At 37.0% G+C, this 23,929-nt stretch carries 18 protein-coding genes, 3 tRNA genes, 2 rRNA genes and 1 pseudogene (1 of these 24 only partly in view); 11 read left to right on the top strand and 13 right to left on the bottom strand.

Annotated features, from left to right (window positions below):
- The 3 genes from V4P54_RS04125 to V4P54_RS04115 all read left to right on the top strand — a co-directional run.
- A 23S ribosomal RNA gene (locus tag V4P54_RS04125) occupies nucleotides 1-1,763 on the top strand; it begins 1,047 nt to the left of the window's first position.
- A gap of 71 nt (nucleotides 1,764-1,834) precedes the next feature.
- Nucleotides 1,835-1,949: ribosomal RNA gene (gene rrf / locus V4P54_RS04120) — 5S ribosomal RNA — on the top strand.
- 74 nt (nucleotides 1,950-2,023) lie between these two features.
- A tRNA-Met gene (locus V4P54_RS04115) sits at nucleotides 2,024-2,100 on the top strand.
- A 400-nt stretch (nucleotides 2,101-2,500) separates the two neighbouring features.
- Here V4P54_RS04115 and V4P54_RS04110 read toward each other — a convergent pair.
- Complete coding sequence (locus V4P54_RS04110; protein ID WP_455477682.1) at nucleotides 2,501-3,589, bottom strand: DUF3792 domain-containing protein; 1,089 nt, start codon at nucleotides 3,587-3,589, stop codon at nucleotides 2,501-2,503.
- Between the two features lie 514 nt (nucleotides 3,590-4,103).
- Here V4P54_RS04110 and V4P54_RS04105 point away from each other — a divergent pair.
- On the top strand, nucleotides 4,104-5,063 hold the full coding sequence (locus V4P54_RS04105; RefSeq protein ID WP_455476784.1) for an N-acetylmuramoyl-L-alanine amidase: 960 nt from the start codon (nucleotides 4,104-4,106) through the stop codon (nucleotides 5,061-5,063).
- A gap of 570 nt (nucleotides 5,064-5,633) precedes the next feature.
- Here V4P54_RS04105 and V4P54_RS04100 read toward each other — a convergent pair.
- Nucleotides 5,634-6,836 carry a porin gene (locus tag V4P54_RS04100; RefSeq protein ID WP_455476783.1) on the bottom strand — a complete coding sequence of 401 codons (1,203 nt, stop codon included), beginning with the start codon at nucleotides 6,834-6,836 and terminating at the stop codon, nucleotides 5,634-5,636.
- A 318-nt stretch (nucleotides 6,837-7,154) separates the two neighbouring features.
- Here V4P54_RS04100 and V4P54_RS04095 point away from each other — a divergent pair.
- Nucleotides 7,155-7,245: transfer RNA gene (locus tag V4P54_RS04095), tRNA-Ser, on the top strand.
- Nucleotides 7,246-8,190: 945 nt separating this feature from the next.
- Here the strand turns inward: V4P54_RS04095 and V4P54_RS04090 are convergent.
- Nucleotides 8,191-10,818 (bottom strand): autotransporter outer membrane beta-barrel domain-containing protein, encoded by a 2,628-nt coding sequence (locus V4P54_RS04090; RefSeq protein WP_455476782.1) that lies wholly within the window; start codon nucleotides 10,816-10,818, stop codon nucleotides 8,191-8,193.
- 871 nt (nucleotides 10,819-11,689) lie between these two features.
- On the opposite strand from V4P54_RS04090, the pseudogene V4P54_RS04085 reads away from it, so the two are divergent.
- From V4P54_RS04085 to V4P54_RS04060, 6 genes and pseudogenes are all read left to right on the top strand, one after another.
- Nucleotides 11,690-12,832, top strand: a pseudogene (locus V4P54_RS04085) (tyrosine-type recombinase/integrase).
- A gap of 279 nt (nucleotides 12,833-13,111) precedes the next feature.
- Nucleotides 13,112-13,342 (top strand): hypothetical protein, encoded by a 231-nt coding sequence (locus V4P54_RS04080; protein ID WP_455476781.1) that lies wholly within the window; start codon nucleotides 13,112-13,114, stop codon nucleotides 13,340-13,342.
- A 542-nt stretch (nucleotides 13,343-13,884) separates the two neighbouring features.
- Nucleotides 13,885-14,217, top strand: coding sequence for a KTSC domain-containing protein (locus V4P54_RS04075; protein ID WP_455476780.1), 333 nt, complete (start codon nucleotides 13,885-13,887; stop codon nucleotides 14,215-14,217).
- Nucleotides 14,218-14,441: 224 nt separating this feature from the next.
- Nucleotides 14,442-15,185 carry a hypothetical protein gene (locus tag V4P54_RS04070; RefSeq protein WP_455476779.1) on the top strand — a complete coding sequence of 248 codons (744 nt, stop codon included), beginning with the start codon at nucleotides 14,442-14,444 and terminating at the stop codon, nucleotides 15,183-15,185.
- Nucleotides 15,186-15,549: 364 nt separating this feature from the next.
- The gene (locus tag V4P54_RS04065; protein WP_455476778.1) at nucleotides 15,550-15,768 is read left to right on the top strand and encodes a hypothetical protein; all 219 of its coding nucleotides are present in this window, start codon (nucleotides 15,550-15,552) and stop codon (nucleotides 15,766-15,768) included.
- 5 nt (nucleotides 15,769-15,773) lie between these two features.
- Nucleotides 15,774-16,064, top strand: coding sequence for a DUF805 domain-containing protein (locus V4P54_RS04060; RefSeq protein ID WP_455476777.1), 291 nt, complete (start codon nucleotides 15,774-15,776; stop codon nucleotides 16,062-16,064).
- 475 nt (nucleotides 16,065-16,539) lie between these two features.
- Here V4P54_RS04060 and V4P54_RS04055 read toward each other — a convergent pair whose 3' ends face one another.
- The 10 genes from V4P54_RS04055 to rpmH form a co-directional block, all read right to left on the bottom strand.
- The gene (locus V4P54_RS04055) at nucleotides 16,540-16,842 is read right to left on the bottom strand and encodes a HepT-like ribonuclease domain-containing protein (protein WP_455476776.1); all 303 of its coding nucleotides are present in this window, start codon (nucleotides 16,840-16,842) and stop codon (nucleotides 16,540-16,542) included.
- A 44-nt stretch (nucleotides 16,843-16,886) separates the two neighbouring features.
- Nucleotides 16,887-17,438, bottom strand: coding sequence for a nucleotidyltransferase family protein (locus V4P54_RS04050; protein ID WP_455476775.1), 552 nt, complete (start codon nucleotides 17,436-17,438; stop codon nucleotides 16,887-16,889).
- 540 nt (nucleotides 17,439-17,978) lie between these two features.
- Nucleotides 17,979-18,063, bottom strand: a tRNA-Leu gene (locus V4P54_RS04045).
- A 95-nt stretch (nucleotides 18,064-18,158) separates the two neighbouring features.
- Entirely contained in the window at nucleotides 18,159-18,779 is a 621-nt protein-coding gene (locus tag V4P54_RS04040) for a 2,3-bisphosphoglycerate-dependent phosphoglycerate mutase (RefSeq protein ID WP_455476774.1), read from the bottom strand.
- Nucleotides 18,780-18,809: 30 nt separating this feature from the next.
- The gene (gene dapB, locus V4P54_RS04035) at nucleotides 18,810-19,622 is read right to left on the bottom strand and encodes a 4-hydroxy-tetrahydrodipicolinate reductase (protein WP_455476773.1); all 813 of its coding nucleotides are present in this window, start codon (nucleotides 19,620-19,622) and stop codon (nucleotides 18,810-18,812) included.
- A 284-nt stretch (nucleotides 19,623-19,906) separates the two neighbouring features.
- Complete coding sequence (locus V4P54_RS04030; protein WP_455476772.1) at nucleotides 19,907-20,599, bottom strand: glutathione S-transferase family protein; 693 nt, start codon at nucleotides 20,597-20,599, stop codon at nucleotides 19,907-19,909.
- A 137-nt stretch (nucleotides 20,600-20,736) separates the two neighbouring features.
- Nucleotides 20,737-21,384 (bottom strand): ribosome biogenesis GTP-binding protein YihA/YsxC, encoded by a 648-nt coding sequence (gene yihA / locus V4P54_RS04025; protein WP_455476771.1) that lies wholly within the window; start codon nucleotides 21,382-21,384, stop codon nucleotides 20,737-20,739.
- Nucleotides 21,381-23,207: a membrane protein insertase YidC gene (yidC, locus tag V4P54_RS04020; protein WP_455476770.1), complete on the bottom strand. Its 1,827-nt coding sequence runs from the start codon at nucleotides 23,205-23,207 to the stop codon at nucleotides 21,381-21,383. The genes yihA and yidC overlap by 4 nt, the downstream gene beginning before the upstream one ends.
- Entirely contained in the window at nucleotides 23,197-23,589 is a 393-nt protein-coding gene (gene rnpA, locus V4P54_RS04015; RefSeq protein WP_455476769.1) for a ribonuclease P protein component, read from the bottom strand. The genes yidC and rnpA overlap by 11 nt, the downstream gene beginning before the upstream one ends.
- A 118-nt stretch (nucleotides 23,590-23,707) precedes the next feature.
- A complete protein-coding gene (gene rpmH, locus V4P54_RS04010; protein ID WP_455476768.1) occupies nucleotides 23,708-23,842 on the bottom strand; it encodes a 50S ribosomal protein L34 in 135 nt (44 codons plus the stop codon).
- Nucleotides 23,843-23,929 lie beyond the last annotated feature (87 nt).

The raw sequence follows: 23,929 nt of genomic DNA, 5'->3' as shown, positions 1-23,929 counted from the left end.
AAGGTCCCCAAGTTATGGCTAAGTGGGAAAGGATGTGAGGATCCCAAAACAACCAGGATGTTGGCTTAGAAGCAGCCACCATTTAAAGAAAGCGTAACAGCTCACTGGTCTAAATAAGGGTCCCTGCGCCGAAAATGTAACGGGGCTAAAGCCATACACCGAAGCTGTGGATTTACTCTTATGAGTAAGTGGTAGCGGAGCGTTCCGTAAGCCTGTGAAGGGAGACTCGCGAGAGCTCCTGGAGGTATCGGAAGTGAGAATGCTGACATGAGTAACGATAAAGGGAGTGAGAGACTCCCTCGCCGAAAGTCCAAGGGTTCCTGCTTAAAGTTAATCTGAGCAGGGTTAGTCGGCCCCTAAGGCGAGGCCGAAAGGCGTAGTCGATGGGAACCACGTTAATATTCGTGGACCTGTGGGTAGTGACGGATTGCGTATATTGTAAGGTCTTATTGGATTGATCTTGCAGTGAAGCAGTTCCAGGAAATAGCTCCCACGTATAGACCGTACCCGAAACCGACACAGGTGGACTGGTAGAGAATACCAAGGCGCTTGAGAGAACTACGTTGAAGGAACTCGGCAAATTGCACGCGTAACTTCGGAAGAAGCGTGACCTTTTAGCGGGCAACCGTTAAAGGGTGGCACAGACCAGGGGGTAGTGACTGTTTACCAAAAACATAGGGCTCTGCGAAGTCGTAAGACGACGTATAGGGTCTGACGCCTGCCCGGTGCTGGAAGGTTAAGAGGAGATGTGCAAGCATTGAATTGAAGCCCCAGTAAACGGCGGCCGTAACTATAACGGTCCTAAGGTAGCGAAATTCCTTGTCGGGTAAGTTCCGACCTGCACGAATGGCGTAACGACTTCCCCGCTGTCTCCAACGTAGACTCAGTGAAATTGAACTCCCCGTGAAGATGCGGGGTTCCTGCGGTTAGACGGAAAGACCCCGTGCACCTTTACTATAGCTTTACACTGGCATTTGTGTCTGTATGTGTAGGATAGGTGGTAGACTTTGAAGCAGGGGCGTCAGCCTTTGTGGAGTCATCCTTGAAATACCACCCTTACCGATATGGATGTCTAACCGCAGTCCGTTATCCGGATTCGGGACCGTGTATGGTGGGTAGTTTGACTGGGGCGGTCGCCTCCTAAAGAGTAACGGAGGCGCGCGATGGTAGGCTCAGAACGGTCGGAAATCGTTTGTTGAGTGCAATGGCATAAGCCTGCCTGACTGTAAGACTGACAAGTCGAGCAGAGTCGAAAGACGGTCATAGTGATCCGGTGGTCCCGTGTGGAAGGGCCATCGCTCAACGGATAAAAGGTACGCCGGGGATAACAGGCTGATGACCCCCAAGAGTCCATATCGACGGGGTTGTTTGGCACCTCGATGTCGACTCATCGCATCCTGGGGCTGGAGCAGGTCCCAAGGGTATGGCTGTTCGCCATTTAAAGCGGTACGTGAGTTGGGTTCAGAACGTCGTGAGACAGTTCGGTCCCTATCTGCCGTGGGTGTAGGAATATTGACAGGACCTGTCCCTAGTACGAGAGGACCGGGATGGACGTATCTCTGGTGGACCTGTTGTGGCGCCAGCCGCATAGCAGGGTAGCTATATACGGACGAGATAACCGCTGAAGGCATCTAAGCGGGAAACTCACCTGAAAACAAGTATTCCCTGAGAACCGTGGTAGACCACCACGTTGATAGGTCAGGTGTGGAAGTGTGGTAACACATGAAGCTTACTGATACTAATAGTTCGATCGGCTTGATCGTTCCCATTTCCTGTATTCATTGTATGGATATATGAAGGTACTTGCTTCTCGTTATTATATGCTCTTTGCTGACTTGGTGGTTATGGCGGAGCGAACGCACCCGATCCCATCCCGAACTCGGCCGTGAAACGTTCCAGCGCTGATGGTACTTTGCCTTAAGGCACGGGAGAGTAAGTCGCTGCCAGGTCTGCTAAGTGCATAGGATAATCTTCGCAAAATCTGAAGCTGGACAGAATTTTATCTTTATTCTAATTTTCGTGGCGCGGGGTGGAGCAGCCCGGTAGCTCGTCAGGCTCATAACCTGAAGGCCGCAGGTTCAAATCCTGCCCCCGCAACCAAGAGAATCTTTCGATTAATTCATGATTAAAAAGAAAAGAGTGCCTCTCTTTATCATTGACGGGGTGTTTCTTTCTAGTGTGCTTGTTCCATAACGCAAAATTGCGACTGCATGATGTCGGCTATGAGTGGCCTTGTATAAAAAATCTATATAGGGGAAGATACTATTATGGATGATGTGTCTTATTAAGACGGAAACTCAAATTGGCATTTTCTTCATAAGCAAATATTTTTGTATTCTTTGCGAAATTTAGATGAAGAACCATTGTGGATAACTGAATGGGATGGGATAGATGTGGTTATGGGTATTGTTGCGCGAAAAAATTATGAACTTTATAGATAAAAGACTGCACATATTGTGCAGTCTTTATCGGATCGATCCTGATACAGAACAAAAGGTTTTTAAGGCATGAAGAAATGTTTACGGCTTCGGTAACCATAATAACCAAAAATACTAGAAATAATGGCTCCAATCAGACCGCCTAAAAAACCCCACCATCCGATATTAGATGCCGTATTTACGGCTTTATCTGCAAGGCGACTAGAATCTTTCGTTGGAAGATTTATCTTTTGAGATAGTAGATTAGCTTGTTCTTCAAGGGCTTTGATTGCTTTCTCAGTTTTTGTTTCTGCTGAATGATAGAGATCAAGTGCGTGGTTGGCCATCTTTTGTGCATCTGAGTGGGAAACTCCGCGCGTTATTAGGCTATCAATGATGGCTTTTTTATCAATATGGGTATTCATAGCTTGCGCACGAGAAGAAAGATAGTTCTTCAAATCCTTAAGATAAGTGCTATAGTGAGATGGATCATTCTTGAAAGCTGTGATTGTTGCATCAATTTCCTCTAAGGCTTCTTGATAGGATTGCTTCAAGCGTTCGGGATTAAGAGCAGGAATCTCATTGTTGTTGAGAACAACGTATATCTCGTTGTGAAGTTGATCAAAGTCGATTCCATTGTCATTCTTTGGTCGTAGAAGGCTTTCAAAGTTCTCATTATCTAATCTGGAGAGGAAGGGGATTATATCTATTATTTTGTCCGTTATGGATTGTTTTGTTTCTGCGATGTTAGATGAGACAGCCTGAGCACCCAAGTGGGCTGAACTTGAGATAAACAGAATGGTTTGGATCGCCATAATGAGCGTTAAGAGAGCCCAAGTTAAAAAACCATGAATGGCTCCTGATGCTTCAGCAAAACGACCTGCAACAAAACTGCCACCAGCGAGGCTGATAAGCATAATAATAAGGGAACCAATGCCAACGGAGAAAAGGGTGCTTTTAAAAGGTGATGAGGAATAAAGGTCAAAATGACCTAGTCCCAAGGCTGCAACTAGAAAAGATAAGCAGATAGAGGTTGCAAGGGCTGTAACAAGTCCTGCAAAAATTGCTGACCATGAAATAGGTATGTGAAAAAGAGGATATTGATCCTCTAACGAAGTCTCTTCAAGAAAATGTGTATCGAATGATGTGTCGCCTGGAATGCGGGTTTCCATGTCTTTATCTCCTTCAATGATAGTGGAGATAAAATGTCTCATCACAAATTATGTTCCAAAAAAACATAATTATCAATAAAATTAATAAAATAAAGCAATTGTAAACAATAACTTAATAATCTAAACGTAAGTTCTATCTAAAAATATATGATATAGAATAGATCTGCTCTATAAAGTCATTGCAGGATGCTTTTCTATAAGATAGTGGCAAACAAAATTTTTTGTCAAGAAATCGCCGTAAAGTTTTTTATATTCCCCCTAGTCTGTTGGATGGATTATTCTGTTTGTGGTTTGCTATCTTATGGTAGAACGTTCTGTTTTTACTGTAGGTTATTTTACATTGGTAGTTTATGAAATTTTTCACCTGTTCTTTTATTAACAATTTTTAGATTTTTACTTGGAAAAGTAGATGATTGGCGGCTTGTAGTGTCTTCATTATTATTTTATTTTAAAGATACGATTTGTTGTTATTCGTGACGGTATAAGTAAGTTAGATAAAAAGGAAAATTTTTCTATGTATCAGATTGATTATAATAGCTATCGTTCTGTTAAAAGTTTCAATCGTCGTGTTCGTTTTCTTGTAATGCATTATACTTCTATTGATTTTAAGAATTCAATTATAGCGCTTACTGGATCATTAGTTAGCTCTCATTATCTTGTTCCTGATCCTTCAGAACAGACGTATATTGATGCTGGATTTAAGGATATGCGTATTTTTAACTTAGTGGATGAAAGTGAACGTGCATGGCATGCTGGTGTTAGTTCGTGGGCTGGACGTAATAATCTGAATGATACTTCTATTGGAATTGAGATAGTCAACTTGGCAACAGGACATACCGATTGTTTTGAGGAAACGTATACAGAAGCTCTATTAAAGGATATGCGTGGTTTTGATTTGGCTAAAAAAGGTGGTGATGACGGTCGTTTCCCTGCTTATTTATTATCTGAGAATGATAATTTGGATAATTCTGTTGTTGAGCTTGGAACAGTCGATTTGAATGTCTATAATAATGAAGACTTTTCATTCCCACCTTATAATCCGGTACAAATTGATGCGGTGAAAGAGCTCGCATTGAATATTCTTCAACGTTATCCAGATATTATGCCAACAGATGTTGTAGGACATAGCGATATTGCCATTGGAAGAAAAAGTGATCCAGGTGCAGCTTTTCCGTGGAAAGAGCTTTATGCTGCCGGCATAGGAGCGTGGTATGATGATGAGTTAAAAGAGTGCTATCAGAAGAAATTTTGTGAAAAATTGCCTGCCAAAGAAGATATTTTAGTCAGGCTGAAGCAGTATGGATATGATACCTTATCTGCGTGTACAGAAAGTGGATACAAGAGTTTGGTTCGAGCTTTTCAGTTGCATTTTCGTCAGCAGAATTATGATGGGATTCTGGACGCTGAAACAGCAGCGATTATTTATGCATTGGTAGATAAGTATTTTCCGCAAAGTGGATTCAGCTTATTTTGATTTAAATTGCTATGGTTATAGTTTTCCTTTATTGACGACGCTTTACGCTTCACGTAAAGAGGGTTTCTTGTAGTGTGGAAACAAGATTGTGCGTAAAGAAATTGGTAAAAATCGGGAGAAGGAACTTTCAAAATCCTTACAATCTGATGGATACGATATAGGGGGGTATGGTGTACAAATAGGGAGAAGGGTAGTTAGTTTATATCTATAATATTGCATAAAGAGTGTAGATTTTTTGTTTTAGATAGGTCGTTTTATTGAGGATGTTTTGTAGTTTGTATCCTTCTGTTCAGAGCCATACTTCATTTCATATTTTGTTTCTGCTGTAAACCTGTGCAGATTTGGTAACATATTGTTTTGATAAGAGTTTTTGTATCATTTTAATTATATGCAAAAAGTTTTCAATAACATTATTTAGGTTAATTTTTCCGGAATATTTTTTGTAAAAATTGCAACAAACAAACATTAAAAGATATTACCATCGTTGCTAAAAATATATCCAAAATCTTAAAACTGACAATCATATTGCTATGTTGCCAGTTTTAAGAAAAAGTAGTTCATTCAAAATGATCAGAAAGAACGCTGGAAGCGAATCATTGTTTGCAAGGCACTTTTTCCATTCAAAGCTTGTCTGTATGTTTTATCGTTATCTAGATCTCTAAAAGTGCGATCATCGTTCCAAGAAACATAAGTCAATTCAGGCGTAATCTTTAAACCTGGAACTGGTGTGTATGTGACATTTATAGAAGTTGCAAAGGTCTTAACAGCACTATAGGCAATTTGAGCATTGAAATTTACATCTTGAGTAATTTTATAAGTTGCACCGGCCCAACTTGCCCACTTTCCTCCCCAATTTGCATAAATTGTAGTGTTGTGTCGCGACAGTATGTCATTGTCTGCTTTATAGTAGTCGATATTACTTTTATAACCACCCATGATCCAAAGGTTCAAACGATCGTTAACATTAATATCTGTTCGTATTTTGCCAGCCCATTTTTTATAATAGGAATCGTAAGCTATAACGGTTGAAACTCCGCCCCATTTTTGCATAAATTTCGTACCAAAAACAAGGTTGGGAGTATATCCTGTAATTTTTTTACTTGGAAGGCGATCATCTGGGACGACAACAATTTTTTCGTCTTTATTAACATAGTAGTATGGAGTATCTGCAACAGCAGGACTTGAAGCATTTCCTAATTCAGCTCCGATAATTGCAGAAAAACCAGTATCACCGCTTAAAGTATAAGAAACAAAATTTGTGCGTGTAACACCTGATGGTGCTATACTATCGTCATTTATAACATTTCCATAGTCGCCAGTCCAGCTGTTGAAAATTGTATCATCAAGACCTACCCGAAAGCCGCCGAGCTCCATGTAGGCAGCTGAAAGTCTTGCACCAACGGTATCTCTACCATTCCTCCAAGATGAGTAAATTCGTGCGTATGAACGCAACGTTCCTAGTTCTGTTTCAGATGCTGTTTGAAAAACGAGAGATAGCCGTGCGGATGCACCATAAGTATTTCTTTTCTTATTGAGATCAGCATCGGTTTCTGCATCGACATTATCGCCACCTAAAAAATCAGCGCGGACATTTCCCGACAAACGGATGCATGTCTCCGTTCCAGGAATATAAAAATATCCCTTACCATATGCGTCGCAAATACGAACATACCCTACAGGCTTTTGTTCCGTAGAAACCATTGAAGCTGCTTCTGTTCCAGATGTTGCCGTAAAAGCTATTGTAGGGACTAAAAAAAGGGATTTAATGTTCATAATAGATCTCCAGTAAAAAAGGCAACCTAAGCTTGAAAAATGCTGTCTGCTACCTCATTAAGAACAGGATAAAATACACGATATTTGAAAAATAAAGCAAAACACACGATATCCGTGATTTTCACCTTAGTTAAATAGTGAAGTTGTTATCTTTAAGGAGATTTATATGCTATTCAAGAGGGAAAGATAAAAAAGTCACAATTTTTATTTATTAATTTTTATTCGATTGATCAACTAACAAAGAAAAATTTTAGATATTTAAAAAAAAGATCGAAAATGTCTTGAACTTTCCGTGAATAACGTTTATGCACCGCCCTTGGAGAGGTGGCCGAGTGGTCGAAGGCGCTCCCCTGCTAAGGGAGTAGAGCTCAAAAGGCTCTCGAGAGTTCGAATCTCTTCCTCTCCGCCATAAATCAAATGAGATAAAATTGGTTATACAGATACGTTAAGTTAATACCAAATTTGTATCCTGATATGATGTTCAGGTTTTTTGAGGGTATTTTATGTATTGCATGGGAGAAACAGGAGGTCCTGCTTATTTTCCTGTTGGTTTTTTCTTGAAAAATGGCAGAAATCTGTTTGTCATTTTCGAATAAGCTTTCTATGAGACTTTGAAGATGGAAGTATTAAAATAAGTTATAGAATTGTTCTGAATGTACATGGTGGGTATATTTTTATCATCTTGTAATTGTAATAAAATGAATATTCAAATAAGCAATATGGCTTTTATTAATTTAGTGATGATAGAGAGTATTAAAAAAGAGATATTAGAGAAAACGATATATCTTTGTATCTTGAAAGAAGGTTGTATTTTCCCAAATTAAGTTGGAAATATGCACTAAGACATTATCTCATGCATCTTTTTTCATTTTGATAATTTTCTTTGTTCTGAAGGCAATTTAATTGGTTTTGTGAATTTTTTAAAGCTGTAAAAGCATGTGACAAACAGATCTAATAAAGAAATTTTATAGAGATTGTAAAAGAGCGAAAAAAAGAAGCGTGTATAACCTTATACTCTGCTTTTTGTATTCTTTAAATGAGTTATGCTCCTTATAAAGAATAGATATCATTCATAAGCAGATTTTATGATTTTATATGCTGATTTTTAAGAAAATCCTTTGTTCTTCCAAAAATCATCTCACAGTACTAAGTGAATAGCATAATAAAATATTTATTGAATACACAAGACTAATTAATTTTTTCAAGAAGGATTAAAAAAATTCAATCAGAAAACACACTAAAAATTTTCAAAGAAACTATATTTTAAAAAATGTTAATGAGGTAAAATTAATGATAAAAAAGTCACAAATTACCTTTGTGACTTTTAGATAGATTAGTGAAACATACGACGACATTAAAAACGATAACGCAGTCCGCCAGAAAAACTTGTTCCAGAAAAACCAGACTTGGTTAGTTTATGCTGATAAGTAAAGTCAGCTTGAAGCACAAATTTTGGAGATAAACGGGCATTCAAACCTAATCCAGCTTCTAGTGAAGAACCAAAAGCTCCTATCTGAAAAGGATCTCCCAAACGTACAAGTTGCTTTTTTTCAAAACCATGAGTAACATGAAGTTTGCTGTATAAGGAAACGAAATTTGCTTCATCTTCTGTAGTAGCAAGCGTTTTTGCTAAGCGTCCTCCAATACGTACCATCCACTGATCTGGCTTTCCTATATCAACATCAAAACCATCAACATCAGACGTTTTGTTAAATAGTAAGCTCTGATAAACAACCTGAATTTGTGGGTCAAAGACAAGGCCTTTATATCCTGTCATAAATTGCTTACCACCAGTCAGCGACGCTCTTAGAAAATTGCCATTTAATGTTGCTGTTTTACCACGTTCAAGATTGAGAATATCACCTTTAAATGAACCATAAGAGAGTAGGCTGTCCAAATAAAGATTTGTATTGTATCGCATTCCACCATACATTGTAACAGACAATTTATCAAATGCGCTTTTCTTGCTTTCTGCAACATCTTGAGGTTTCAGAAAAATTTTTCCATAAGCTCCTATAATTCCAAAAGTCACAGCATAATTTGTACTTTCAATCGGATCTAGCAAAGCACCTACTTCTGCAGCATTATAGCCAAAATTACCTTTATAGCCATATTTAAGCGTAGATAAATCTGGTGTGTAACGGTAATTTCCACCATACCCCCGCATAAAAAAAGCGGTATCTTCTGATTTTTCTTCTATAGAAATACGCATATTTTCCAACTGCTTATTTTGATTGTTGATGTCTATCATGCCAGCATGAAACAGAGCGTTTGGTAAAAGAAGATACGTTGGAACTTGTGGTACAATATTCCTAATTCTTATTGCATGATTTGGAGAAAAAACATTAAAATCCGCTACAGTCTGGTTGAAAGAAGGATTAGATCCAGCAGAACGACGTGTACGACGATTATTAGAATTGCTTAGTTGAGAACGAGAGCGGTGAGAAGAACGCGAAAAATAATCAGCTTCAAGGCGGAAATCCCAGAAATCTTCACCACTTTCTATCAGCTCCTTTCCAGCTATTCTGTTTTCTTCTTTTGCTTCTCCAGAAGAAGAAGTTGGACCATAAGAACGAAGACTATATTTATAAGGTAACCCTCTTAGTGCTAGGTAACCATTGGCTAGTTTAAAGGAATCCTCCTTCGCTTTTCCATAAACCTGAATGAGCGAAACACTGTAAGAATCCTTGTTTTCACTTTGTTTATGTTCCTCTTTATTTTTTGAAGCTTTTGAAAGATCTACGATATGGACTTTTGTTGTTCCATAAACATTTCCAGAGATAAGAACTTTATCCGTTTTTATCTCTTTGTTTCCACCTTTCGCAACGAAATTTGCATTCATTATAAGGCGCGCATTTCCCTGTGTAATGTAAACATAGTCTAAAGACATCATTTTTTTCCCAATGTGAAGAGTTTGATAATCATCATTTTGGGGTTTCTTAAAAGAAATGGAACTATCAATGTTTCTCACAAACGAAATCGATGGATTTAAATGCTCTTGGCTTTGTCGATTACCCCTTTTACTTTGTGTGATTGTCCAGTTTGATTTATTAAATAATTCAAGTTCACCAAAAGAATCTTGATCAACGCGTGTGCCTCCTACAAAAAAAGAAGAATGAGCTTCTAGTCCAGCATACGCACCATTCTTAATTTCTAGTAATCGATCAGCGTAAATATGTGAACCATTTAATACTGTGAAATAAGGAAATCTTCTGGATTCATCAACATAGAAGGCTGTACCATAAGGAACTTTAAGTGTACTATTCTTAAAATAAAATTCTCCCAACTGAGTAATTGCTTCAGTAGGTAAGCGTTTTACTTCTGATTTTTCTGATGTAACATACATCCCACGAGCTCCCCACCCATTAAGAATAATATTTGAATTTTCAATAAAAGCCTCAGACATATTCAAATTTTCTTTACCATGCTCATCACGAGAATAAATAGGCTGTGAACTTTCAATTGTGAATCCGTAAAGATTGCTGGCGTCAACTTTACTATTATCAACAACAAGAAAACCACCTTGTCTTATACCAAAAACTGTTTGTTTCAGGGGGCCATTACGTTCACCTGCTTTTGGGCTTTTGTCAGCATTATTGCCATTTCCAGTTATAGAAAAATTGTTCACAATTACTACCTTGTCCTTGGATGCTAGCACTTCTGGTGCAACAATCATACCAAACTTTTTCAATTGCAAAGTTTCCCCAATATATGAACTTATGTCTTTTTGTGGTTTAATAGTGAAATCAGCAGATTCCTCTTTGATTATTTTTTTCTTGGATTTTGTAATTTTTACCTCATAGTCAGAACCGAGTGTTCCGTCATAGACAAAACCACATTCGTAACTTCTTGAAGGAGAACTACATGAAAAATCTCTTTTTTTTAAATCATCTTCTGCCTTAACACCTACATTGGGCACAAAGAAAAAAACAGAGGTTGTAAGAGCACATAAACATATTTGGTGTTTTAGGACTTTAATCATAATTTTCTATAAACTTTCTTCTCATTTTCATTAAAAACCAAATAGACATATACGCGTATATGTCTATTATGTTCTGATCGTATAATTCTATGTGGATTATATGTAAAGCATGAATCAAAAAAATAACACAATAAAATCACATATTATTCTTATAATTTTATATGAAATGTATTAAATAAAAACACAAATAAGATATATAGTTTAATAAATTCAATAATCTGTTCTAAAAAGATAGTCTTTTAAAGGTTTGTGTCGAAAATCAGCTCATTGTGAATGTATTTTTGAGAGGAAGTTAGAACAGATACCAAACCAAGATTAAAAAAAATAGCCTAAAATATCTATTCGAAAAATATTTTTAAAGTGTACCATCGGATGATCTAATTTTCTTATTTCAATATTGAAGTTGTTAATGGTAATGTGTCTTACCGAATTAGAACTTTTTAAGAAACTGCTCTTATTTTTAATACTGTTGTTTCGTTAGATACAAGGTAAGAATGTACTTGTTTAATAGATTATGAGATGAAATATATCTCTATAAAGATTATATTATGGCACATAATATATATACTATGATGCAATCTATTAATCCAATAAGATTTTTATTTTATCTAATGCAAAAAGTTTTAAATAAAATGCTGCATATATATCATCGCGATTTGAAAGGATAGGGGATTATAAGTATTTTCCAGAGTAGTACTCTTTATGGTTTTATAATATTGAATGGTTCCATGAAGAAGCAACGAATTGATTTTTCACCATAAATTATCATTTTGTTCTTTATTGCAAAAAATCATCAAAAATCATTTAATCGCAGTCCAAAAGGTGGATCCATGGGTGGATTTACAGAAGACGGTTTTGGGGTGGATTGAACATGGGTGCGATAAACCGTTTAAGTGCAAGGGCAGTAGCAACATTGGGTGTTGGCAAGTATAATGATGGTGCCGGTTTGTGGTTGTACAAGCGTGAAGATGGTGGAGCTCAGTGGTTTCTGCGCTATACCATTCATGGGCGGCGTCGGGAGATGGGGTTAGGAGTTTGCAAAGACATATCTTTAAAACAAGTGCGAGAATTGGCTGAACAGTAGCGTGTGCTGTTGTTCATACAGATCGTGATTCCATTAAAGAGTGCGAAAAGTTGAAACATGAAGTAGCCCACAATCTTCATTTGTTGAAAGATATTGCACTTGATGCTTTTGAAAGTCGTAAAGCTGAATTAAAGGGAGATGGTAAGGCAGGGCGTTGGTTTACGCCTTTGCAACTTCATGTTTTACCAAAACTGTGTAAAGTTCCTGCTACAGAGATTAGCCAGACGGATATTTGTGACGTGCTGTTTCCGATTTGGTACACAAAGGCTGAAACAGCGAGAAAGGCAATGAATCGTCTCAATATTTGCCTAAAACATGCCGCTGCTCTTGGGATAGTGTTGATTTACAGGCCCATATAAAGCACGAGCTTTATTAGGAAACAGCGTCATAAGGCTCAAAATATACCAGCAATGAATTGGAGAGAGGTGCCAGGTTTTTATAAAACATTTAGTGAAGCAACGGTGACACATTTGGCTTTACGTCTTCTTATTCTCACGGGTGTTAGGTCTGGTTCTTTGCGTTACATTCATGAAAGTCAGATTAACGGTTTTATTTGGATAATTCCTGCTGAAGCTATGAAGGGTAGGCGTAATGCCACAACATATTTTTGTGTGCCTTTATCAAGTGAAGCAATGAATGTCATTGAACAAGCTCGTTTTCTTTCCCGCGATGGTTTTCTTTTTCTTGGTATTCGTCGAGGCGTTATTTCAGATATGTCTGTGTCCAAATACATGAAGCACGCTGGTCTCGAAGCATGCTCGAACGGCTTTCATTCTGGTTTACGGGATTTGTTAGCTGAAGAAACAGAGGTTTCTTATGAGATTGCAGAAACTATGCCTAGGGCATGTGATCGGAAATAGCGTTGAACGTGCTTATCGTCGAACAAATTTTATTGAACGACGTCGTGTTCTTATGGAGCGCTGGGCGTAACACGTTACAGGGGAAAATGAGTGAATTTTGCAGATAAAAAGGAGAAATGTTTGAACAATGAATTATTGAATTATAAAGAAATAAAAGGTTTCTTGTGTAAAGATAGCATTACATTGTCATAAGCGGCCTTATTGATAGTTGGATCACATCCAGAATGGTTTGTGGTGTTAGCACCACGTTTTTCAATAAGAGACCAGAATAATTCAAAAAAAATGTAAGATTATATTCAGAAATAACCATTTCTCATCGATACCAGATTCAATAAAAGAGAAACTGAGGATGATCTGTGATAACTTTTTGTTTTTAGTAAAGTCTCATATAGTCGATAAATTTCAAGCAGTTTACAACTGTATAATTCGATCAGCAGAAGAAGGGAAATTAAGAGTAGAATGTACAACTCGTACCTCTTTTAATGAGCCAGTTTTAAATGGCAAAGCTCTTGTTACTCTTGAAGATTTAATGAAGTTTGTTTCATCCGATTCTTATACAAAAACTCTTTTTAGCGTTTAGATTGATTGAATCGATGTTACTGCATGATTTAGATAAAGAGATTCATGGTTAAATTTCTAGAAATTAAGAATACAACAAGCGCTATTGACTTGAAGCGTTACTGTCTTGCTCATTTTATTCCTTATGAGATTAAAAAGAAAGCAGTGTTATCTCTCCAAATAGGATTGAAATATTTTATCAATTATAAAAGAGCTATACCAAAATCATTTCATTATTATAATCAAATTCATAACTACAATGCATAATAAATTACTATAATCTGTAAAATTATAGCATACACAAAGCTCATTATTCGCGCTTTGCTGCTTTAAAATATTCAAATAAAATCGTTGATATAAGCTCATTTAGTATTTTAATAAAATATATTATTTGATAGTTAATGATTCCTTATGATAACAGAGTTTGTTATTTACAAGTGCTTTGATGGAAGGGCTAGCTCATTGTCGTGAAAAGGTGCTGACGCCACGTAATTAAAGCATCAGATTCAAAATAAGAGTCAATACTTGCAGAATATTTGTTCTTAATTTTACTTCGAGAAGCATATGAAAAAATTATCTTTTATCTTAACTATTTTGATAGGAAATATATTGGCTTCAAGTGCTGCTTCGGCTGAAACAGTGTATGTTAAGTACCATGGGGTGGTGGACTTAGATAATTTCCAATGCCGATCTACAGTTAGTTCATTTGTCCACCGTATTTGTTATCAGCTGCAACAAAATTATGTGGTGGTTCTTTTGAAGAATACTTACTATCATTATTGTCGCGTTCCTTCCTATGTCGTAGAAAATTGGCTGTTTTCACCTTCGAAAGGTAGATTTTATAATAGAAATATTAAGGGCAATTTTGATTGCCGGCTAGGTGGAATACCTAATTAACTCATGTATCAAATACCATTATCAAAGAAGACATACCATGAGAAAATCGTTTGCTGTTTTGGTGATTAAATAAACTTATTATAACTCAAAACAAAATAATAAAGATTTATTTTTAAACTTAATTACGGATTTAAAAATAATTAAATAATAGTTTTTGAGTTTATATAACAATCAAAAAGAAATTTTAAAATTTCTGCTTTGAAATAAGATTCAGGAGATAGAGTTTGATATATTTTCTCCTACGAAAAGTGCTATTGATTATAGCTATTATATCGCAAACCACGGCGTTTATGTTATGTTTGGACGTGGGGAGTGCTTGTGCTTCAGAAGTAGAAGATGAGTTTCTTCCATATGATACTATTACACGTGCTGAATTAGAGAAGTACGATAAAGCATACAGAGAGTATGTAAAGAGAGAATACGCTCCAGGAGAACATGCGAAGAAGCTAAAAATAGCGAGGGAATATATTAGAGACTATAGCATATCCGGTTTTTATTGGGTTTTTGATGAACCAAGAGACCGTCACTTAGTCTTTACTGTATGTAAAGCATTGCGAAATCTATTGGACCCTAATTATATGGAACATCTGGACAAGGTTATTAAGAATTTTTGGGGTCTGAACGAATTTCAATTGAAACCTGATGATGTAGCAAGGGTATTGCGCAGGGATCTAGGTTGGAGCGACTTTCATTTTAGGTGGCTGGACGATGCAGTTCTTAAAAAAGATTTGGATATCATGCAATCTTTACAAGGCGATAATTTAGGCACTATAGAGCTCGCTAAGGCTCGTGTATTTGTGCGTGCATCCGAAGACGCTAGATACTGGCTTAAAATACCAAAAGTGTATCGAAAATATCCAGCCCTTTGTTTAGCTATGAAAGAGGTTCAGCATATAATGATGCCGGAACGAAAAAAAGATATTCGCTATAAAATTAGAAGATTTTTTGATAAACTTAGGTCAGGCTAATAAAAGACATCTTTGAAAATCTTTTTCAAGGGAAAGGTATTCTTCGAGAGTTTTTTAGATGACGATTTCATAGTCATAAATGATGCGAATGATTGGGCTTGTGAGATCATGGGCAATGCGCGTTATCCGCTCGAATTATTCCTGCGAATGATCACAGTGAGTTTGGAGATATGCAAAATTGTACGGAACCTTCCAAAATTAGATATCAAAAAAGAAACGCCTTTGAAGATAGTCGTCTAAAAGAATTTTCGTCTTCATTCTCTTCTCTTAGAGATGTATGAGAAAGCGATCGGTGGGCTGTCACGAAAAGAAACAGTTGTTAAAGTGACTGTGGTTATTCACAGATAAAATGTAGGATAATAAAATGAAAAAACTGAAATGGTATAGTGGATTTAGATGGTTTTATTACGCGCTACCGCGGATTTTTCAATGGAAAGGACGTGCAATGCGTGCTGAGTATATTTGGTTCTCTGTTATATTTCGTCTTATTACAGCACCCATTTGGCTACCAATAGAGCGGCCAGAATTGTTCAATTCAAAAGCATTCAATTCATCTTATTTTTTGCGGTCTTTTGGTTTATAATTTATGTGATATGCTGTCATATGCCTATTTTGTTTATTGCTATAAGACGGATGCATGATTTAGGTTATTCAGGTTTTTGGGTGGTTCTTTGTGTGGGGTCTATGAGCATTGTGCACGGAATGTCTCAAATAAGCGGATTTTCTGAGCCTGCTATTTTGGCAATTACATTATTTTTTGTTTTTGCTCTGTCGCTTTATCTTCTCTTCAAAGATGGAGAGCGCAAGGGTAACAAATATGGTGAGGATCCGAAGAAAGTTTTAATTGATCGATATAGCGATAATCAAAATAGTAAGTGAGAGACTTATTCTTTGATTTGAGAGTCTGTTAATCTTTTGCGACCGTTCTCTTGTGAAGGAGGGGCACAGCAAGATCGGTTGCTGCTGTTTTTTTTGATTATTATTTTGATAGCAGGTAAGGTCTGTAAATGATCTTTGAGAATGAATAATTACTTTACAATATAGTAAACTGATGTAGCATCAGAATTTTTATAGCGTTACCAGCGGGAAGGAAAAATAAATTATTAGTAAAGACATCTTCTAGAGAATAATAAAAATAAATCGAAGCGGATGTAAAAGCCATTTAAGTAAGCTTTCTTGTTATTATTATAACAGGTCTTGATTAATATGGTGTGATTTTTGCCATATATAGCTCATTTATTATCGGTTCATTGATATTATTGAAGCAGTACATAAATGAGCTTTGAAGGAATGTTTTTGGCAAACCATTATCCCTATACTCAAACTAAGTTCTCTCCTTTATAAAACAACTTTTTCAGGGATAGCGTTTAAGTATATCTGCTACTGCGTTGCGCAGTTCTGGAAGATTCCTGAATACGATATTACGCACAATCTTTTGGTTAATATCATCACCTAAATAATCATGAACTATTAAATTTCTAAAACCCTTCACCTTAGACCACTCGATGTCTGGATATTCCTTTTTGATGTGATCTGGCAATTTATCGGCTGACTCTGAAATTGTATGTAAATTCCGATAAAGAATATCCTTGAAAGCATCTGGATCTTCGATTTCATATTTTGCGCGGAATCGTTCAATAGGCTCAGATGCAGTCAAAATATGTTCAGCACAGCGTTGTCACGCCTTTGGATTTTGCTTGATCATAATTCAATTGCTCCATCAAGAATGGATTTCTTAAGCCGTTTATCAATCATTTCAAGGCGTACTACATCAACGCGACGTTTCCCAAACATTTCTTGTAATTTGCCAATAAATTCAAAATCATCTTCAGAAAAGGGTTTATTCTCAGGAAATTCAACCAAAAAGTCAATATCGCTGTGTGGCTGATCTTCGCCGCTCGCAACCGATCCAAATAATCGGATACGGGTTATTCCATATTTCTTGGCGAGAGATAGAATGTCATGGCGGCGTGCATGAACAAGATCCTTGATCGAATTATAAGCCCCTGGCTCAGATGCACGACACACTGCATTGATTAAACGATTATATTCTAACGGTGATAGGTAATAGCCAACTATCCTACCATAACTCTTTACTTCAATTGGTTCACTTTGCACTTCTTGATTGCGTCGTCCTGGATTATTAAAAAATTCTGTTGCTGTGAATGAAAGCACAGAACAATGCTCCTTTTCAATTTGTGTGATTTCTATAGAAGTAGCTAAAATGGCAAAATTGTCAATATTTCCGATCATGAAATGATTCAATGATTCTCAGCTTTATTCATAAGGTAATGTTAGAACTTGAAAGAAAAATAGCTGTAAGTCTATGCGGTTTGTCACCAGTAGGTAAAACCGCTGTGCTGAAGCAGAAAGATCAATGAATTCATGAAATGCTATTATTTAGAATTGCTTTGACGTGCAAAAAAATTATAAAATTCCTGAAAGTACAACCTTCAAAACCCTCAAAATCCTGTGTAGGTATTTTTGAAGGTTTTGAGGGTTCGTATTCTAGCCAAAACAGATATTTTTAAATAATTATCTATACGGTTATACAGATTTGCAAATTTGATATTTTATTTATGGGATTATTATTAAGTTTTGAATCTTTGGCGTGGAAGGTTTTCTTTTACGCCAGCGATTGTTTTTTAGAGAGCATGACTGTAGATTTCCAATAGCCTGTTTGGAGTTTCGCTTAGCGCTTTCAATTACGCAATAAGAGGTGGATTGTTAGGTGGATTAAAAAAGAATAAAAATTATTAACTTATTGATTATATTGTATTATTATAAATAAAATGGTGCCCTGAAGAGGACTCGAACCTCCACGCTTTTTAGCACAGATACCTGAAACCTGCGCGTCTACCAATTCCGCCATCAGGGCAACGGAATTTGTCTAAGCTTGCAGGGTAATTCTGTCAATAAAATTATAAAATCTATTCTCTAACTGAAAAAATCAATAAATTTCTTTTAAAGGACTTAAGGTGTGATAATTGTTTTTGATGAAATCGTTGAATCTGGATTAAATGTGTAAACAATAGGAATGCCTGTTGCCAGTTCTTGAGACATAATTTCTTCACTATTAAGGCCTTCAAGCGCCATAATAAGTGCACGAAGAGAATTACCATGTGCTACAATCAAAACAGTTTTAGAACGCAAGATATAAGGTTGGATATTGTAGAGATAATAAGGCCACACACGTGCACCAGTATCGCGCAGACTTTCTCCATTAGGTGGCGCAATAGTGTAGGAACGACGCCACATTTGTACTTGTTCTTGCCCCCATTGTTGACGTACTTCATCTTTATTTAAGCCAGATAGATCACCATAATCACGCTCATTTAACGCTTGGTTTTTTATCAATTGCAAATCTGATTGTTCCATTTGTTTCAAAATATATTGTGCTGTTTTTTGTGCACGCTGTAATGCAGATGTATATGCTATATCAAATTTTAAGTCAGCTGCTTTAAGGTTGTTTCCTGCTGTTATCGCTTCTTCGCAACCTTTTTTTGTTAAATCTGGGTCTTTCCAACCGGTAAAAAGATTTTTGGTATTCCATTCACTTTGTCCGTGACGGACTAATACAAGCGTACGTGTCATTGTGCATTTCCTGAGTTGGTTATTGATTGTTTAAAATTTACTATCCAATCCCAGAACATTGAGCATTGAATAAAGACCATTTTTTTGTTTTTTTGCCCATAAAGCTGCTTTTAATGCACCATTTGCAAAAATTGATCGTTCTTGTGCAAAGTGTGAAAGAACGATGCGTTCACTTTGACCAGCAAAAATTACACTGTGGTCTCCAATAACTGTTCCTCCTCGTGAAGAGGAAAATCCAATGGTGCCTTTCTCACGTTTTCCTATATGGCCATTTCGGTTATTAACACCAACATCATTTAGTGCAACATTACGACCTTCAGCTGCGGCATTCCCGAGGAAAAGAGCTGTTCCAGAAGGAGAATCAATTTTGCCAGAATGATGCATTTCATAAATTTCAATATCAAAATCATTTTGGTTTAATGCTTGAGCTGCTTTTTTTACAAGATTAGCTAGAAGACTAACTCCGAGGCTCATATTTCCAGATTTGACAATGGTTGTATATTTTGCAAAGTCAGCAATTTTTAGCTCTTCTGTTTTGTTGAATCCAGTTGTTCCAATGACATGAATTAAGCCTTTTTGAGCCGCATAATCAGCATAGATGATGCTAGCTTGTGGTTGAGAAAAATCCAAAATACCTTCTGTATTTGAAAAAGCATTTTCAGGATTATCGGTTATATAAATTCCAAGAGGTTCTGATCCAATCAACGTACTTGCATCTTTTCCTACAAAAATAGATCCTTTTCGTACGAGTACAGCGTGGAGCTCAACATCTTTTTTATTCCGTATAGTCGCGATGAGTTCGCGTCCCATTTTTCCATTTCCACCGACAACTGTAAGGCGCATATTTGTCTCCTCGTGCTGTTTTATTCTTTGAATATGGGCAATTTTTTTCTTTCTTGTTCATTATACTCCATTATCCTTTTATATAGGCTGATGGTTAGAAGTATATTTATTGGATTAAAAATGTAAATACAGCTCAATAAGATCTCTAAATCTGCTATATCTTGGAAGGGGAGTGCGATGATCATATACTGTGCATATGAGATCATAAATTTTGTTGTAACAGAATCCATATGCTGGAATAGGTAATCGAATTAATGTTGCCTTATTTTATCTCAGATAGATATTTAAAAATCAAGATCTGCATAATGAGGGCTGGGAGCAAATCCTCGGACTCGATCTGTTAAAAGAGGGCGAAAGGAGGGGCGTGATTTAATCCGCATATACCAATCTTTTGCAGCGAGGATTTGCTCCCAGTCAATTTCACCTAGAAAATCAAGAACAGAAACAGCAGATGCAGCTGCTAGATCGGCATAAGATGGCGCTGAGCCAACTAACCAGTCGCGAGATGCACAAAGCCAATTTAGATAATTCATATGTGGCGAAATATTAGCGCGTGCATTGCGTAAAATTTGTGAATTTGGAGCACCGCCACCAACCGCTATTGGCATTTCACGTTTGTGGACTCGTTCTCGTACAATGTGGCGTATAGCTTCATTTTCAAATTTATTCAAAAACCAGTCGTTAAGACGGCGTACTTCTGCTCGATCTAAAGGATTTCCTGGAAAAAATTTATTTTCTTGTCGTAAATTTCCACGTGTTTCATCTAAATATTCAAGGATAATGGTAGCTCCAGATAATGGCGTTTCGCATTCAGAAAGAAGAACGGGGACACGCCCAGCTGGATTAAGCGCAAGAAATTCGTGTCTTCGTGCCCATTCATGCTCTTCAATTAAGTGAGCGGCCACACCATATTCTCCAAGAATAAGACGCACAAAGCGGGAAGTGGAAGATAGGGGAGAATGAAAAAGTGTCAGCATAGTTCACACGATCGAAAAAAGTTGATGGATTATTTTTCAGCAACAGAAATTTTATAAAGATGCTTTACAGAAAGCACAAGGTTATTAGCATTTGTTAGTCATTAAGCTTAACAACATATTAATGACAAGAATGCGTCTTATTGTGAGGCTGCCTGCAAAATAGCTGTGCGTAGCTCTTCTAAGCCCAACGCTTTTTCTGAAGATGTTATTAGAATTTCAGGATAAGATGCTGGACGCTTTAAAAGGTTTGTTTTTGTTGTTATTATTAACTTTTCAAGTGCACTGGATTTTATTTTGTCGCTTTTGGTCAAAATAATTTGGTAAGAGACGGCAGCTTTATCAAGAAGATTCAGAACATTATCGTCATTTTTTTTGATTCCATGACGCGAATCAATCAACACGTAAACACGCTTTAGCGTTGTACGACCTCGTAAATAATTAAAAATTAGATATGTCCATGCATCAACTAATTTCTTAGGAGCCTCAGCGAAGCCATAACCTGGCATATCTACAAGCGCTAAAGGAGGAAAAATTTGCGATTTTTCATCGAAGCTATCAGGTATGAAGTAATTAAGTTCTTGAGTTCGTCCCGGTGTGTTTGAAGTACGTGCTAAACCTTTTTGTTGAACGAGTGCATTTATAAGGGACGATTTTCCAACATTAGAACGACCCGCAAATGCAATCTCTGGCGGTCCTTCGGGTGGGAGAAAATGAATTGCAGGAACACCACGAACAAAAATCCAGTTTCGAGAAAAAATTCCTGAAAGCGAAGAACCTTTTGTCATTCATGTACTTCTTTTTTGGATGATTTGTGCCACATAGCTTTAAGATTGTCGAGAAGCTCAATTTTTGCACCTTGACGCTTCATTATGACACTTTGCTGAATCATGGATAATACATTGTTCCATGCCCAGTATATAACAAGACCAACAGGAAGAGAAGAAAGCATAAAAGTAAATATAACAGGTATCCAAGTGAAGATTATTGCTTGTGCTCGATCTTGGGGTAGCGGAGTCATCCGCATTTGTAAAAACATCGTTATTCCCATGATAAAAGGCCATGCACCAAGCATAAGAAATGTTGGAACTGTATAGGGCAAAAGACCAAAAAGGTTAAAAATAGAAGTTGGATCTGGTGCTGCCAAATCTTCGATCCATCCAAAAAAAGGCGCATGTCGCATTTCAATGGTGATATACAGAACTTTATAAAGGGCAAAAAATATTGGAAATTGAATTAACATCGGCCAGCAACCAGCAAGGGGGTTGATGTTTTTTGTTTTATACAACTCTATCATTGCTTGTTGTTGTTTGGTTCTGTCATCCGGATATTTTTCTTTTATTTCCAACAACATTGGTTGTATGAGTTTCATGCGTGCCATAGATTTATAAGACTTGTTGGCAAGAGGGAATAGAAGTGTTTTTAAAAGTACCGTGACGAGAAGAATGGCAATACCAAAATTCCCTGTTTGTTTGTACAGCATGTCAATGAGAGAAAACATTGGCTTTGTAATGAAATCAAACCAACCCCAATCAATTAAAAGACCAAATTTTTGAATTTTTAGCTGATTCTGATAATGATTAATGATTTCAACTTGTTTTGCACCAGCAAAAAGATGATTTACAATGGTTTTTGTTTCCTTTGGAGCAATCGTTAAAGTCTCACTAAGAAGGTCAGATTGATAATGGGTGTTGAGCCGATCAAAGTAAATGAAGCGGCTTGTATGTTCTTTATCTTGCGGGGGGATAACTGCTACAGCCCAATATTTATCAGTGATACCAATCCATCCTCCTGCAGATTTAGGAAACGTTATGCTTTTTTGGCCATTTTCTGGATTTGGAGTAAGTCCTGCTAGGTTTTTATATGTTTCAGTTTTAAGTGAATTTCCAGAAATAGCTATCATACCTTCGTGGAGTAAGTAGGTTGCATTTACACGTTTTGGTGGAGCTGAACGTGCCACTCTAGCATAAGAAGAAATATGTATCGGTTTATCACTCTCATTGCTGATTAAATCCTTAATTGTAAACATATAATGTTCATCAACTGAAAGGATACGGCGAAAAATCTGTCCCTGTCCATTATCGTAAACTAAAGTTATTGGTGTTGAAGGAGTCAGTGTTTTATTACTTCCCTCTACTTTCCATTGGGTATCAGATTGTGGCAGTGTTTTTGCCGACAAAGATGAACTTGTAAAACCAAATTCAGCCAGATAAGTTGTGTTGAATCCTTTTGGATTCAATAAGGCAATTTCTGAAGATTCCTTATCCACCGTTAAGCGGTATTTCTTGAGCAAAAGATCATCAAATTGTGCGCCCAAAAGATTGATAGAACCTTCAAGCTCACTTGTTTTAATCGCGATACGATCTGTTTTGGCTAGTTCAGAATTTCTTATTTCAGGGGTTACTGGAAAATCGATTATAGGAGCCAATTTTGAGGATGATATATCAGTATTAGATGTTAAAGATGAGGATTGTTGTGCTAACAGTTGCTCAGCAATTATTTGTTTCTGTTGTAATTCTTTTTGTTTTGGCATGACGTAAAAAAACTGCCATGCTGCGAGTACTACAAAAGACAATCCAATGGCGATAAAGAAATTTCGATTATATTCCATTTGTGCTATCCTGTTGTCGTTGCCATTGTTTTGTTTTTTGCTTTATCCGCCGCTTTAATTCGTGGATTAAAGATGGAAAAGGTGCATGGAGGACATCTGGGCGTGCTATGATGACATAGTCTGTTCCTTTTTCCATATCTTCTACTAAACCAATTCTGACCGCTTCACGTAGACGTCTTTTGATACGATTACGTTTAACAGCATTGCCATTTTTACGCGTGACAGTAAATCCCACACGTGCTGCAGAGGAGTGCTTCATTTCTGCCGTTTCTTTGCGAGATTTAACTTCAAGAAGAAATAAAGGACCTCGTCGTTTTTCTCCTGTATGTACGGCCAAGAAATCTGCTCTCTTGCGAATAGTGCAGGGGTATTTTTGCTTCATAAAAAGAACATTATACAATCTTATCTGGTGCGTACGAAAGCAAGCACTTGAGGTGGACAATAAAACTTCACAACAAAAAATAGTATACAATATCAATCTGTTGTGAAAATTTAAATGGCTAAGTAGATAACCGCTTACGGCCACGGGCACGTCGAGCTGCAATGACTTTACGGCCACCAACTGTTGCCATGCGTGCACGAAAGCCGTGACGACGTTTACGGACAAGTTTCGAGGGTTGGTAAGTACGCTTCATTTATTCAACACCGCGGTATGCGGCCCTTCTTAATTCCGTTGGCAATTATGGGCTAGATAAACAATTTCACTCCTATAAAATGATTGC

Source organism: Bartonella sp. B41 (assembly GCF_053795765.1).
This window is presented reverse-complemented; position numbering and strand designations above follow the sequence as displayed.